This is a genomic window from Micromonospora sp. RB23 (assembly GCF_053585025.1).
Genome location: NZ_CM132111.1, coordinates 2,001,711 through 2,015,632, shown reverse-complemented (window position 1 = coordinate 2,015,632; position 13,922 = coordinate 2,001,711). Strand labels below are relative to the sequence as shown.

Here is a 13,922-nt window from a genome sequence, read left to right as displayed (position 1 = left end):
ACCGACGCTCAGGGGAGCCCGCCCAGGGGCAGGACCGGTGTGGAGGCGAGCTGTGCGTGGTAGTCGGCGGCGGACGTCTCCCGACCCCACTGGGGCATGCCGGTGGGCAGGTCCAGTGGGTCGGTCTCCACCTCGATGAGGGTCAACTGGGCCGGAGGGCCGTCGATGCCGGCCAGGATCGCGGCCAGCTCGCCTTCGGTACGGGCGACGTGGGCGGTGAAGCCCTTGTCCCGTCCGAACACCGCCGGCAGTTCGGTGTACCGCCAGTTGTCGATGTCGTTGTACGGCTGGTGCCGCCCGTCGACCGCCCGCTCGACGGTGTAGCCGCCGTTGTTGACCACGATGATGACCGGGCGTTGGTTCGTGGCGAGCATCCGGCTGATCTCCTGCACGGTCAGTTGCAGTGATCCGTCGCCGGTGACGAGCACGGTCCGTCGATCCGGCGCCGCCACCGCGGCTCCGAAGGCGGCCGGGGTGGCGTAGCCGATCGAACCCCAGATGGGCGGCCACACGACGGTGACGTCCGCGGGCAGGCGCATCGTCGCCGCGCCGAAGGACGGGGTGCCGGTCTCCGGGACGAAGATGTCCCCCTCGCGCAGCATCCGCTGGATCGCCGGCCAGAGCAGCGCCTGCCGGACCGGTTCGTTGCTCGACGGGTCGAGTGCGGGCGGGTCGGCCGTCAGCAGCGGCGCGCGTGACCACTCCGCCGTACGGTTCGGGGCGATCTCGTGCAGGCACCGCAGCGCTGCCGGCAGGGCGACCGGGGCGAAGCGGGTGCCGCCGACGACAGCGGCGTCGCGGTGCAGGCTGACCACCCGGTCGACCTTGATGTCGGCGGTGAACAGGCCGTCCCAGTCGAAGAACGTGGTGCCCACGCAGACAAGCGCGTCCGAGTCCTCCACGACCGCGCGGACCTCGTCGACGCTGTCACCGCCGTTGTAGGCGCCCACGTAGTGGGGGTCGGACTCGTCCAGCAGTCCCCGTCCCAGCGACTGCGCGGCGACCGGCCAGTTCCGTTCGGCGGCCAGGGCGGCCACGGCGGCGCCGAGGTGGAGGCGGATCGGCAGGTTCCCCACCAGCAGGGCGGGCCGCTCGGCACCGGCGAGCAGCCGCCGGGCGGCGGTGGCGAAGGCGTCGAGCTGCCCGGGTGAGACGACCGGCTCGGGGCGGGTGAACGGTCGCCCCGGCTCCGCGACCTCGGCGTGGGCCACGTCGCCGGGCATGCGGACGTAGACCGGACGCCGCTGCGACCAGCACTCGGTGAGCACCCGGTCGATTTCTCCCAGCGCGTTCTGCGGGGTCAGCGAGGTCTGGGCGACCGTCACCTCGCGTGCCACCCGTACCCAGTGGTCGAAGTCGCCGTCGGCGAGCGAGTGGTGCATGGAGGTGCGCTGCCGCATGATCTCCTCGGTCGGACCGCCGACGATCGAGACGATGGGCACCGACTCCGCCATGGCCCCGGCGAGGGCGTTGACCGCCGACAGCTCACCGGGACCGAACGTCGTGAGGATCGCGGCCACGCCGGCGAGGCGGGCGTATCCGTCGGCGCTGTAGCCGGCGTTGAGCTCGTTGCAACTGCCGACCCACTCGATCCCGTCGAACGCCTCGATCTGATCGAGGAAATCCATGTTGTAGTCGCCCGGTAACCCGAAGACATGGCGTACCCCGAGGTCGTAGAGCCGGCTGAGCAACAGCTCGCCGACCGTCGTCGTGCCCTCGCGCGCCTTCACCACGATTGCCCCCCGCTGCTCCGGAGACCGCTGTCGCGGTCCCAGATGGCGACGATATCCGGGCAAATGTCGCAATGCATACGGATTGTCCACAGAGTGGCGCGACCGGCGGCGAGGCCGCCTCGCCTGGCCGGGAGCGCTGACGACGACCCGTCAGGCGTACCTGACCTTGACAACGTGAGCGACCTGCCATCAACTAGTCGGATGACCGATCCGGCCGTCAGCGCGCTCCGGCCGGACGCCGTTCCGGCCACCCCCGCCGGCGTCGACCTGGATCGGCTCACCGGCTACCTGGCGACGCACCGACCCGACCTGGCCGTGGGGCCGGTGCGGGCCCAGTTGATCGCGGGCGGCAAGTCCAACCTCACCTACCTGCTGCGCCTCGGCGAGCGGGAGGTCGTGCTGCGCCGCCCACCGCTGGGGCACGTGCTGGCCACCGCGCACGACATGGCCCGCGAGTTCCGGGTCATCTCCGCGCTGGCGCCCACCGAGGTGCCGGTGCCCGGCGCGCTGCTGCTCTGCACCGACACCGACGTCCTCGGCGCACCGTTCTACCTGATGGAACGCATGCCCGGCGAGGTGTTCCGCACCCGCGCCCAGACCGACCCGCTGGGCGACGAGCGGCGCCGGGCCCTCGCCATGGCGATGATGGACACTCTCGCCGCGTTGCACACCGTCGAGCCGGCCGCCGTCGGGCTCGCCGACTTCGGCCGCCCCGAGGGCTACCTGGCCCGGCAGGTCCGCCGCTGGGCCGGGCAGCTCGACCGCTCGCGCAGCCGCGACCTGCCCGGCATCGACGAGCTGCGCGACAGGCTCGCCGCGACCGCACCCGAGGGCGCGAACGCCGGCCGCATCGTGCACGGCGACTACCGGCTGGACAACCTCCTCGCCTCCGCCGACCCGGTGGCCGTGCACGCCGTCCTCGACTGGGAGATGGCCACCCTCGGCGATCCCCTCGCCGACCTGGGGCTGCTGCTGACGTACTGGGACGTGCTGGGCGACAGCGACACGGCCGCCGGCAACCCTGTCGCCGACGGCCTCGGTCCGCGCGCCGGCTTCCCCACCGGCGCCGAGCTGATCGACAGGTACGCCGGGCGCAGCGACGTCGACGTCGGGCCGCTGCACTGGCACGTGGCGCTGGGCTGCTTCAAGCTCGCGGTCATCTGCGAGGGCATCCACTACCGCCACACGCTCGGGCAGACGCTCGGCGAGGGCTTCGACCGGATCGGCGAGATGGTGGCACCGCTGGTCGCGCACGGGCTGACCGCCGCCAGGGAGCGGTGATGGACTTCGCGTACGACGCCCGGACCGAGGAGCTGCGCGACGAGCTGACCCGGTTCCTGACCGAACACGTCTACCCGGCCGAGCCGGTGCACGCCGAGCAGGCGGCCACCGGCGAGGAGTGGTCGCGTACCCCGGTGCTGGCCGAGCTGAAGGCGGAGGCCCGCAAGCGCGGCCTGTGGAACCTGTTCCTGCCCGACCCGCGCTACGGCGCCGGCCTGACCAACCTCCAGTACGCCCCGCTCGCCGAGCTGACCGGGCGCAGTCCGCACCTGGCGCCCGAGGCGCTCAACTGCGCGGCCCCGGACACGGGCAACATGGAGCTGCTGGCCGAGTTCGGCTCGGACGCCCAGCGCGAGCGCTGGCTCATGCCGCTGCTGGAGGGCGAGATCCGCTCGGCCTTCTGCATGACCGAGCCGGAGGTCGCCTCCTCCGACGCGACGAACATCGCCACCCGGATCACCCGCGACGGCGACGAGTACGTCATCAACGGCCGCAAGTGGTGGTCGTCAGGCGCGATGGACCCGCGCTGCGAGATCTTCATCGTGATGGGCAAGACCGACCCGGACGCCGACCGGCACCGCCAGCAGAGCATGGTGCTCGTCCCCCGGGACACCCCGGGCGTGACCGTCCGCCGGGGCATGCACGTCTTCGGCTACACCGACGGCACCCACGGCGGGCACGCCGAGATCGACTTCTCCGACGTCCGGGTACCGGCGGAGAACCTGATCGGCGCCGAGGGCACCGGCTTCGCCATCGCCCAGGCCCGACTCGGGCCGGGCCGGATCCACCACTGCATGCGGCTGATCGGAATGGCCGAGCGGGCATTGGAGCTGCTCTGCCGCCGCGCCAACGAGCGGATCGCGTTCGGCCGACCGCTCGCCGAGCAGGGCGTCGTACGGGAGTGGATCGCCGAGTCGCGGGTCCGCATCGAACAGGCCCGCCTCCTGGTGCTCAAGACGGCCTGGCTGATGGACACCGTCGGCAACAAGGGCGCGCACACCGAGATCCAGGCCATCAAGATCGCCACACCGGCGATGGCGGAGTGGGTGATCGACAAGGCCATCCAGGGGTACGGCGGCGCGGGCGTCAGCCAGGACACTCCCCTGGCCGCCCTCTGGGCACAGACCCGCACCCTGCGCCTGGCCGACGGCCCCGACGAGGTCCACCGCAACTCCCTGGCCAAACGCGAACTCCGCCGCTGGCTCCCCTAACCCACACCCCCGCCCCGCCCGGCCCCGCCGGGCCCGGCCCGGCCCGGCCCGGCCCGGCCCGGTTGATCATGAAGTTAGCGTCACGACACGCCGACGCGGACGCCGCTAACTTCATGATCAACGCGGCAGAGAGGGGGTGGGGTGGGTAGGAGGGGTTAGGCGCTGGCGCGGTGGACCAGCTGGGTGTCCAGGAGGATGTGCGGGGCGGGCAGGTCGTCGCCGCGGATGCGGGCGACCAGCAGTCGGGCCATCTGCCGGCCCATCTCCTCGACCGGCTGGAACACGCTCGTCAACGGTGGATCCGCCTGCCGGGCGACCGGCGCGTCGTCGAAGCCGATCACGGCGACGTCCTCCGGGACACGCCGGCCGGCGTCGCGCAGGGTCCGCAACGCGCCGAACGCCATCAGGTCGGACGCGACGAAGACCGCGTCCAGGTCCGGGCAGGCGTCCAGCAGCCGGCGCATGGCGGTCGCCCCGCTGTTCTCGCTGAAGTCGCCGTACGCGATCAGGTCGGGGTTGACGCCGACGCCGGTGGCCTTGACGGCCTCGGTGTAGCCGGCCAGCCGCGCCAGGCCGGCGCCCATGTCCTGCGGGCCGGCGATGGTGGCGACGCGCCGCCGCCCCTGGCTGGTCAGGTACTCCACGGCCTGCCGCGCCCCGCCAACGTTGTCCACGTCGACGAACCACGCCGGCTGAGCCCCGGGTTGCAGCATCCGGGCCGGCCGGCCACCGAGCACCGCGGGCAGGCCACGCTCCTCGAGCAGGGTGGGCAGCGGATCGGAGTCGTGCAACGACAGCAGCAGCACTCCGTCGACGTGCTGGTTGGTGAGGTGGTGTTCGACGCGCTCCCGCTCGACCGGCGACTGGGCCATCGCCAGCCAGAGCTGCATGGGCGTCTCCAGCAGGCCGGAGCTGATCCCCCGTACGATCGCCGCGAAGAACGGCTCGGTGAAGACCCGCTCCCCGGATTCGGACACCACCAGGGCGACGGAGTCGGTCCGCTGGGTGACCAGCGCGCGGGCGGCACGATTCGGCACGTACCCCAGCTCGGCGATTGCCTGTTGGACCGCGGCCCGGGCCTCCGGGCTGACCTGGGGCGAGCCGTTGACCACGCGCGAGACCGTGCCCCGACCCACGCCGGCGCGCGCCGCGACCGCGTCGAGGGTCGGGCGCCCGAGCGAGCGGGTGCGCTGCGTTGTCATCGTCTGCTCCTCCGACGGCGGGCGGACCCGGCGCCACCCGGAAGTGGACGCCGGGACCGCCCTGATGGCTGGCCCGAGCCTATTGTGCGGCCAGACCGTTGCGTCGGATCACCGAGGCGTACCACCTGGCGCTGGACTTGGGGATGCGAAGCTGGCTGTCGTAGTCGACGTGGATCATGCCGAAGCGCTTGGTGTAACCCCAGGCCCACTCGAAATTATCCATCAATGACCAGGCGAAGTATCCCCGCAGGGGGACGCCGGCGTTGATCGCCTCGTGGCAGGCCCGTAGGTGGGCATCGAAGTAGGCCAGCCGGTCGACGTCGTCGACCTGCCCGTCGACGACCGTGTCGACGAACGCGGAGCCGTTCTCGGTGACGTACAGCGGCAGGTCGGTGTACTCCTCGTGCACCCGACGCAGCGTCTCCACCAGGCCCGGGGCGTCGATCTCCCAGTCCATGTCGGTGACCGGGACGCCCCGGGTGACGAACCGGACGTCCTCGCTGCCCGGCCAGCAGGAGGGCGCCCGCCAGTACGGCTCGGGCTCGGCGCCCTCGACGGGCGCGGCGACCACGTGCCGGCTGTAGTAGTTGATCCCGACCAGGTCCAGCGGCGTGGAGATGGTCTCCAGGTCGCCGTCGCGGACGTGGTCGAAGTCGGTGACCTCGCGCAGGTCGGCCACCAGATCCTCCGGGTACGACCCGCGCAGCAGCGGGTCGAGGAAGAAGCGGTTGGCCAGCCCGTCGATCCGCCGGGCCGCGTCGACGTCGGCGGGAGCGTCGGTGGCCGCGTCGACCGGGTACAGGTTGACGGTCACGCCCACCTCGGCCGTGGGCCGGGCGGCCCGCAGGGCCTGCACGGCCAGGCCGTGCCCGAGCATCAGGTGGTGGCCGGCGCGCACCGAGTCCGCGCCGTTGGACCGGCCCGGGGCGTGTACGCCGGAGCCGTACCCGAGGAACGCCGAGCACCACGGCTCGTTCAGCGTCGTCCAGTAGCGCACCCGGTCACCGAGCGCGTCGGCGACGAGCGTGGTGTAGTCGGCGAAGCGGGCGGCGGTGTCCCGCGACGGCCAGCCGCCGGCGTCCTCCAACTCCTGGGGAAGGTCCCAGTGGTAGAGGGTGAGCCACGGCTCGATGTCGTTCGCCAGCAGCTCGTCCACGAGCCGCCGGTAGAAGTCCAGGCCCTTCGGGTTGGCCGCGCCCGTGCCGCCGGGCTGCACCCGGGGCCAGGAGACCGAGAAACGGTACGACTTCAGGCCCAGCTCGGCCATCAACGCGACGTCGTCGCCGAGCCGGTGGTAGTGGTCGCAGGCCACGTCGCCGGTGTGCCCGTTGACCACCTTGTCCTCGGTGTGGCTGAAGGTGTCCCAGATCGACGGGGTGCGGCCGTCCTCGGCCGCCGCCCCCTCGATCTGGTATGCCGCGGTCGCGGCTCCCCACAGGAAGCCGGGTGGAAAGGTCAGCCCGGAACGCTCGTCGAGGAGATCGACGGCGGATGGGCTGGCGGGGTTGCTCACGACTTGACGGCACCTTCCATGATCCCGCCGATGATCTGGCGGCCGAACAGAACGAAGACGATGAACAGCGGAAGGGTCGCGATGAGCGTACCCGCGAAAATCTGAGAATTGTCCGCGAAGTATGCGGTGTTCAGACTGCGCAGCGAGATCTGCACGGTCGGGTTGGCCGGGTCGGCGAGCACCACGAAGGGCCAGAAGAACTGGTTCCACTGCTCCATGAAGGTGAGCAGCCCGAGCACGGCCGCCGCGGGCCGCAGCGCCGGCACCACCACGTGCCAGTAGACACGCCAGGTGGAGCAGCCGTCGACGCGCGCCGCCTCGATCAGCTCGTTGGGGACGGCCTGCTCGGCGTACTGGCGCATCATGAAGATGCCGAAGCCGCCGATCAGGAACGGCACCGTCACCGACGGCATCGTGTTGAGCCATTCCAGCTTCGCCATGAGGATGTACAGCGGGAGCACGCCGAGCTGAATGGGAATCATCATCGAGGCCAGGATGATGAGCAGCAGCGCGTTCTTGCCGCGGAAGCGCAGTTTCGCGAACGCGAATCCGGCGAGCGAGCCGAAGAACACGGTCGCCACCGTGATCGTGCCCGACACCAGGAACGAGTTCATCAGGCCCTTGACGATGTTCGCGTCGCCGTTGTCGAGAACCCGCTGGATGTTCTCGCCCAGCTTGCCGCCCGGCAGGAACGGCGGCGGCCAGGAGTTCGCGGCGTCACTGGTCCGCGAGGCGATGACGATCATCCAGTAGAACGGGAAGAGCGACAGGATGACGCCGAGGACGAGCCCGAACCAGGTGAGCGGGCTGGCCGTCCAGAGCTTCTCCGCGCTGTGGCGGATGCCGTTGCGCTCGGCCGGTGGCCGGACCGACGGCGGTCGCAGAGTGGTACTGGTCATGGGTGGGCCACCCTCACTTGTCGGAGCTGATGCGGCGGGCCAGCAGGTAGTTGATGAACGAGACGGACGCGATCAGCAGGAACAGCACCAGGGCGACCGCGCCCGCGTACCCCCACCGGAACCGCTGGTTCATGACGTCCAGCAGGTACATCGTGATCGTCTGGAACTGCCCCTCCGTGCCGCCGGAGAGCGCGCCCGATCCGCTGGTGAACATCAGCGGCTCGGTGAAGAGCTGCAGACCGCCGATGGTCGAGATGATCAGCGTGAAGATGATGGTGGGACGCAGCTGCGGGATGGTGATCGACCAGAACTGGCGGCGTTGCGAGGCGCCGTCGAGGGCGGCCGCCTCGTACACGTCCTTGCTGATCGACTGCATCGCGGCGAGGTAGATGAGGGCGTTGTAGCCCACCCACCGCCAGTCGACCATCGTGGCGATGGCGACCCAGGAGGCGAAGCGGTTGGCCCGCCAGTCGATCGGGCCGAGGCCGACGAGGTCGAGCAGCCAGTTCATCAGACCGAAGTCGCGGGCGTAGATCATCGAGAAGATGAGCGCCACCACGGCGGTCGAGGTGATGATCGGCATCGCGATGGCCAGCCGGAAGAACATCTGGCCGCGGATGCGGCGGTTCAACGCGTTGGCCAGCATCAGCGCGATGAGCAGCTGCGGGATGGTGGAGAGCGCGAACATCCCGAAGGTGTTCACCACCGCGTTCCAGAACTGCGGGTCGTTCGTGAACAGCTCGACGAAGTTGTCCAGACCGACGAAGCTGATCGTCGCGTTCATCGGTGACCGGTCGGTCATCGCGATCCAGAACGTGTAAACGATCGGGTAGACGCCGAAGATCGCGAAGAGCACGAAGAACGGCAGAACGAAGATGTACGGGGTGAAGCGCAGGTCCAGCCGGTTCAGCTGCCGGCGGCGCGCCGTTGAGTGCCGCGGCGCCGGACGCGGCCCGCGGGCCGAGGCGCCCGGTGGCGCGGGGGTCTTCAGGGAGCTCATGAGCGGTCCTTCACACTCGGCGGCGCCGTCGTGGGGCGCCGCGGCAGGGCGTGTCGACGCGGGTCACGGGTGGTGCCGGAGCGGCACCACCCGTGAGCGCGTCGCAGCCGTTACTTGCCTGCTGCCTGGCCGTTCTTCACCGCGTCCTGCCAAGCGGCGTCGGCGGCCTTGCCCTGCTCGATGCTGCGCAGCGCGTTCTCGACCGCGTCCCGGACCGCCTGGTTCTTCGGGCCGAGGTAGACCGGCTTCAGCTCCTTGGCGCCAGCGGCGAAGATCTTGCCGATCGGCGCGCCGCTGAAGTACTCGTTGGTCGCGGCGAGCACGGCCGGGTCCTCGAGCGCCTGCGGCGACGAGGGCAGGTTGCCGACCTTCTTGAACGCCTCGGTCTGGCTCTTGGCGCTGGTCAGGAACTTGGCCAGCTCAGCGGCTTCCTTCTGGTGCTTGCTGGACTTCGGCACGGCCAGCCAGGAACCGCCCCAGTTGCCGCCGTTGCCCGGCGCCTTGGCGACGTCCCACTTGCCGGCCGCCGCGTCACCGGCCTGACCCTTGATGACACCGGTCATCCACGCCGGGCAGCCGATGGTGGCGAAGCTGCCGTTCTTGAAGCCGGCGTTCCACTCGTTGGAGAAGCTCCGCAGGTTGTTCGACAGGCCCGCGCTGATCATCTTGGTGGTCTGCTGGAACGCGGTCTGCACGTCCGGGTTCTCGCCGACGACCAGCTTGTTGCTCTTGTCGAAGTAGGTGTAGCCGTTGCCCGCGCCCGCCGTCTGCATCAGCACGATGTTGTAGAAGTTCGTGGCCGAGTCGACGAACTTGTGCTTCTTGTCGGCGGCGGTGAACTTCTGGCCCTGGGCGATGAAGTCGTCCCACGTCGGCCAGAGGGCGCCGACCTGCTCGCGGTCGGTCGGCAGACCGGCGGCCTTGAAGAGGTCGCTGCGGTAGCAGACGGCCATGCCACCGACGTCGGTGCCGAGGCCGAGCACCTTGCCGTCCGGCGTGAGGCCACCCTCCCACTTCCAGGGCAGGAAGTTGGCCTTGAGGTCGTTGGCGCCGTGGTCGGCCAGGTTCACGAACTTGTCGGCCTGCGCGAAGAACTGCACGATCGTGCCCTCTTCGAGGGCGACGACGTCGCCGGCACCGGCACCGGCGGTGATCTGCTGCGTCAGCCGGGTGTTGTAGTCACCGAGGCCGAGGCCCTTGCCGCGCTCCTGGATCGTGACGTTCGGGTGCTCCGTCTGGTACTGCTTGTAGAGCTCCTCGTAGCCGAAGCCCTGGTCGCCGAAGACGTCGACGACCAGGGTGACCTTGCCGCCGTCCGAATCGGACGACGAGTCGCCGTCGCCGCAGGCGGTCGCCGCGGCGAGCACGGCGACGGACGCGAGCGCGATCGCCGCAAAGCGGCGACGTGAGGTGACGCTCATCCTGACCCCTCTCAAGTGGTGAGGCTTGGTGTGTCGTGCGTGGTGGGGGGTGCTGTAGCGCCCCGCGCCGCTCGGCCGGTGGCCGAGGGCGTCCGGGGCGTGCGGTGAAGGAGACTTCCGCCACTCCCCCGGGAGCGCTCCCATGAGATTGCCGGGGCGCTACCAGGGTGTCAATAGACCATTGGGAGCGTTCCCAGATCGTTACCGCCCTGTTTCAGAGCGACGCACCAGGGACTTTCCCGCGCCTGACCAGCCAGGTCAGCAGAAGCGGCGCAGCAGCGTCGTGGCGACGGCGGGATCGAAGAACGCCGGGTCGAAGCCGCCGGTGACCCAGCCGGTCAGGAGAGCCCGCTCCGGATGAGCCGGATCGGTCAGGGCCGCCAGCAGCGTCTGGTAGCCCAGCGGACCACCGATGCCCTCCGGCGGGCAGGCGCGTTCCCCGTCCAGGCAGAGCGGGTACCGCTCCTCCTGGTCGGCGGCCAGCGCGTCCTCGACGACCAGGTCGTGCTCCCACCAGTCGCCGAAGTCGTACGTGTAGGAGAACCTGCTGCCCTTGCCGAGCACCGCGTCCAGCCGGACGTCCAGCTCGTCGTGCACCGCCAGATCCCCGTCCGGGTCGGGCTCGCCGTAGGCCACCGTGTCGATCTCGAACGAGTGCAGGTGGCAGTCCCGCCAGCCCATCGCGAGCTGCGCGACCCGGTGCAGTCGGTCCAGCGTGTAACCGGCCGGGACGAGCACCCGACGCCAGACGAGCGGGCGGACGCCGGCGAGGGACATCTTCAGCTGGAAGATCTGACGCGGCATGCTGTCCTGTCCTTGAGCGGCTTAGGCTGCGAGCATGATCTGCCGAGCGTGCCGGGACCGGCGGCACGACGACTGCCCGGGCCGGAACTGGTGCGACTGCCAGCACCGTACCGCCGAACCGCCCCCTCCGGTCACCGGTCCGGCCGGCGAATGACGGTCGGAATTCCGATCCGGCGGCTCTGGCCGGAGCCGTCCGCCGAGCCGCTCGACGACGCGGCGTTGACCGCCCTCTACGGCCGCGCCGACCGGCCCCGACTGCGGGTCAACTTCGTCTCCAGCCTGGACGGCGCGGTCACCGTCGACGGCTTCTCCGCCGGGCTCTCGGGTGAGCCGGACAAGCGGGTGTTCGGCCTGCTGCGGATGGTCTGTGACGCCCTCGTCGTGGCCGCCGGCACCCTGCGGCACGAGGGGTACCGGGCCGTCCGCCTGGACGAGCGCCGTCGCGCCTGGCGGACGGCCAACGGGCTGTCCGCGTACCCGACGCTCGTGGTCGTCTCCGGCACCCTCGACCTGGACCCGGCGCAGGCCGCGTTCGCCGACGCGCCGGTCCGGCCGATCGTGCTCACCCACTCCGCCGCCGAGCCGCCACCCGGCCTCGGCGACGTCGCCGACGTGCTGCGCTGCGGCGCCGACCGGGTCGACCTCGCCGCCGCCCTGGCCGCGCTGCACGGGCGTGGACTGACCCAGCTGCTCTGCGAGGGCGGCCCGCGTCTGCTCGGCACGCTCACCGCGGCCGACCTGGTGGACGAGCTGTGCCTCACGGTCGCGCCGCTGCTCGCCGGGCCGGGGCCGGGGCGGATCACCGCCGGCGACGCCACGCCGGCCCGGCACCTGCCGCTGCGGCACGTGCTCGCCGCCGACGACGGCGTCCTGATGCTCCGGCACGCCCGCGACTGACGGCCTCCGCACGCCCGCGCCCGGAAAGCGGCGCGTCACGCACGGGCGCGTGACGGGCCGTCGCCCGATCGCACACCCAGCGTCGCGGGTGTGACCGACCAGGGTGTCGTCCGCCGCGTCGCGTGGCGACCTGTCGTACTCCTCGGGCAGGATGCACGTCATGCTTCCCGACCGTGCTGCCCGACCGACCCGAGCCGCCCGATGACCGACGCCGACCTCGACGGCCCGGGCGAGCTGGTCGGCCGGGTACTGGGCACCGCCGACGCCACGCCGTTGCAGTTCTGGACGGCCGTGGCCCCCGGCAGCTACCTCCAGCTCGACGACGTGGTGGTCACCCGTCGCGAGCTGCCCGACCGCGAGCCCGTGACGATCGCCGGGGTGGTCACGCAGGTCCGGGCCCGGCACGAGGGCGCCCAGTTCGACTCGGACGTCTTCGCCATCGCCGACGGCACCCTGCCCGCCCAGGTGCAGGAGGCGGCCGAGGTCACCACCACGCGGGTCGACCCGGAGCTGTACGTGCCGCCGACCCCGGGGGCCGTGGTGCACCGCGCCGAGGGCGACGCGCGGGCCCGCGCGCTGCACTTCGACCGGATGGAGCGGCGCATCCCGATGGGGATGGGCCGCGACGGCGTGCCGGTCTACCTGAACGCCGACTTCCTCGACGGCAGCCGGGGCGCGCACGTCTCGATCTCCGGCATCTCCGGGGTGGCCACCAAGACGAGCTTCGCCACCTTCCTGCTCTACTCGGTGTTCCGCTCCGGCGTCCTGGGCGGCGACGCGGTCAACGGCAAGGCGCTCATCTTCAACGTCAAGGGCGAGGACCTGCTGTTCCTCGACCACCCCAACACGCGCCTCGACGAGCCGACGCGGGCGGCGTACGCGAAGCTGGGCCTGAGCGCCGGCGCCTTCCCCGACGTGCGGGTGTACGCCCCGCCCCGGGTCGGTGACGCGGCCGGCACGCCGGACGTGAGCAGCCGGTTGACCGGTGTGGACGCCTTCTACTGGACGTTGAGCGAGTTCTGTTCCGACCGTCTGCTGCCGTACGTCTTCGCGGACGCCGACGACGAGCGCCAGCAGTACACGATGGTCGTGCACTCGGTGGCCGCGCACCTGGCCCGTTACGCCCAGCCCGCCGACGGTGGCGTGAGCATCGACGGGGTCCGGCTCGGGTCCTACGGCGACCTGGTCGACCACATCGTCGATGCGCTCAACGACGACGAGACCCGCTCCGACTGGGCGGGCAGCGCGGTCGGCCTGGGTACCGTCAACGCGTTCGCCCGCCGCCTGATCGGCAGCAAGAAGGACCTGGCCCGGCTGATCCGTGGCGACCTGGCCGTCCGTCGCCCGCACTCGATCAACACCAGCGAGTCGGCGCAGGTGACCGTCGTCGACCTGCACAACCTGCCCGACCGGGCGCAGCGGTTCGTGGTGGGTGTGACGCTCAAGAGCGAGTTCGAGCGCAAGGAGAAGGCGGGCACGGCTAAGCCGCTGCTCTTCGTCGTCCTCGACGAGCTGAACAAGTACGCGCCCCGGGAGGGCTCCTCCCCCATCAAGGAGGTGCTGCTCGACATCGCCGAGCGGGGTCGCTCGCTCGGGGTCATCCTGATCGGTGCCCAGCAGACGGCGAGCGAGGTGGAGCGCCGCATCGTCACCAACTCGGCGATCCGGGTGGTCGGCCGGCTCGACCCGGCCGAGGCGTCCCGCCCGGAGTACGGCTTCCTGCCGCCGGCCCAGCGACAGCGGGCGCTGCTCGCCAAGCCGGGCACCATGTTCGTCAACCAGCCGGACATCCCGGTGCCGCTCTGCCTGGAGTTCCCGTTCCCGGCCTGGGCCACCCGGGTGTCCGAGGCGGGCCGCGCCCCCTCCGAGACGCTGCGCTCGATCACCCAGTCCGCCGACCCGTTCGCCGTGGTGGGCTCCGGCGGCGGCACCGACGACGACATCCCGTTCTAGCTGAGGGC

Annotated in this window: 11 protein-coding genes; 4 read left to right on the top strand and 7 right to left on the bottom strand. The window is 71.1% G+C overall.

The window, feature by feature from the left end; genetic code table 11:
* Window positions 1-8: 8 nt before the first annotated feature.
* Entirely contained in the window at window positions 9-1,733 is a 1,725-nt protein-coding gene (locus tag ACTFTM_RS09325; protein WP_449565408.1) for an alpha-keto acid decarboxylase family protein, read from the bottom strand.
* A gap of 201 nt (window positions 1,734-1,934) precedes the next feature.
* Between ACTFTM_RS09325 and ACTFTM_RS09320 the strand changes: the two genes are divergently transcribed.
* Window positions 1,935-3,014 carry a phosphotransferase family protein gene (locus ACTFTM_RS09320; RefSeq protein ID WP_449565407.1) on the top strand — a complete coding sequence of 360 codons (1,080 nt, stop codon included), beginning with the start codon at window positions 1,935-1,937 and terminating at the stop codon, window positions 3,012-3,014.
* A complete protein-coding gene (locus tag ACTFTM_RS09315) occupies window positions 3,014-4,225 on the top strand; it encodes an acyl-CoA dehydrogenase family protein (protein WP_449565406.1) in 1,212 nt (403 codons plus the stop codon). Before ACTFTM_RS09320 ends, ACTFTM_RS09315 begins: the two co-directional genes overlap by 1 nt.
* Window positions 4,226-4,380: 155 nt before the next feature.
* Here the strand turns inward: ACTFTM_RS09315 and ACTFTM_RS09310 are convergent, their stop codons facing one another.
* The 6 genes from ACTFTM_RS09310 to ACTFTM_RS09285 all read right to left on the bottom strand — a co-directional run bounded on the left by ACTFTM_RS09310 (window position 4,381) and on the right by ACTFTM_RS09285 (window position 11,064).
* The gene (locus tag ACTFTM_RS09310; RefSeq protein ID WP_449565405.1) at window positions 4,381-5,427 is read right to left on the bottom strand and encodes a LacI family DNA-binding transcriptional regulator; all 1,047 of its coding nucleotides are present in this window, start codon (window positions 5,425-5,427) and stop codon (window positions 4,381-4,383) included.
* Window positions 5,428-5,506: 79 nt separating this feature from the next.
* Window positions 5,507-6,940 carry a GH1 family beta-glucosidase gene (locus tag ACTFTM_RS09305; protein WP_449565404.1) on the bottom strand — a complete coding sequence of 478 codons (1,434 nt, stop codon included), beginning with the start codon at window positions 6,938-6,940 and terminating at the stop codon, window positions 5,507-5,509.
* The gene (locus ACTFTM_RS09300) at window positions 6,937-7,782 is read right to left on the bottom strand and encodes a carbohydrate ABC transporter permease (RefSeq protein ID WP_355051884.1); all 846 of its coding nucleotides are present in this window, start codon (window positions 7,780-7,782) and stop codon (window positions 6,937-6,939) included. The genes ACTFTM_RS09305 and ACTFTM_RS09300 overlap by 4 nt, the downstream gene beginning before the upstream one ends.
* 70 nt (window positions 7,783-7,852) lie before the next feature.
* Complete coding sequence (locus tag ACTFTM_RS09295) at window positions 7,853-8,839, bottom strand: carbohydrate ABC transporter permease (RefSeq protein WP_449565403.1); 987 nt, start codon at window positions 8,837-8,839, stop codon at window positions 7,853-7,855.
* Window positions 8,840-8,949: 110 nt separating this feature from the next.
* A complete protein-coding gene (locus tag ACTFTM_RS09290) occupies window positions 8,950-10,260 on the bottom strand; it encodes an ABC transporter substrate-binding protein (RefSeq protein WP_449565402.1) in 1,311 nt (436 codons plus the stop codon).
* Between the two features lie 258 nt (window positions 10,261-10,518).
* Complete coding sequence (locus ACTFTM_RS09285) at window positions 10,519-11,064, bottom strand: plasmid pRiA4b ORF-3 family protein (protein WP_449565401.1); 546 nt, start codon at window positions 11,062-11,064, stop codon at window positions 10,519-10,521.
* 150 nt (window positions 11,065-11,214) lie between these two features.
* Here ACTFTM_RS09285 and ACTFTM_RS09280 point away from each other — a divergent pair, with 150 nt between their 5' ends.
* Window positions 11,215-11,961 carry a pyrimidine reductase family protein gene (locus tag ACTFTM_RS09280; RefSeq protein ID WP_449565400.1) on the top strand — a complete coding sequence of 249 codons (747 nt, stop codon included), beginning with the start codon at window positions 11,215-11,217 and terminating at the stop codon, window positions 11,959-11,961.
* A 201-nt stretch (window positions 11,962-12,162) separates the two neighbouring features.
* Window positions 12,163-13,914: an ATP-binding protein gene (locus tag ACTFTM_RS09275; RefSeq protein WP_449565399.1), complete on the top strand. Its 1,752-nt coding sequence runs from the start codon at window positions 12,163-12,165 to the stop codon at window positions 13,912-13,914.
* Window positions 13,915-13,922: the final 8 nt, after the last annotated feature.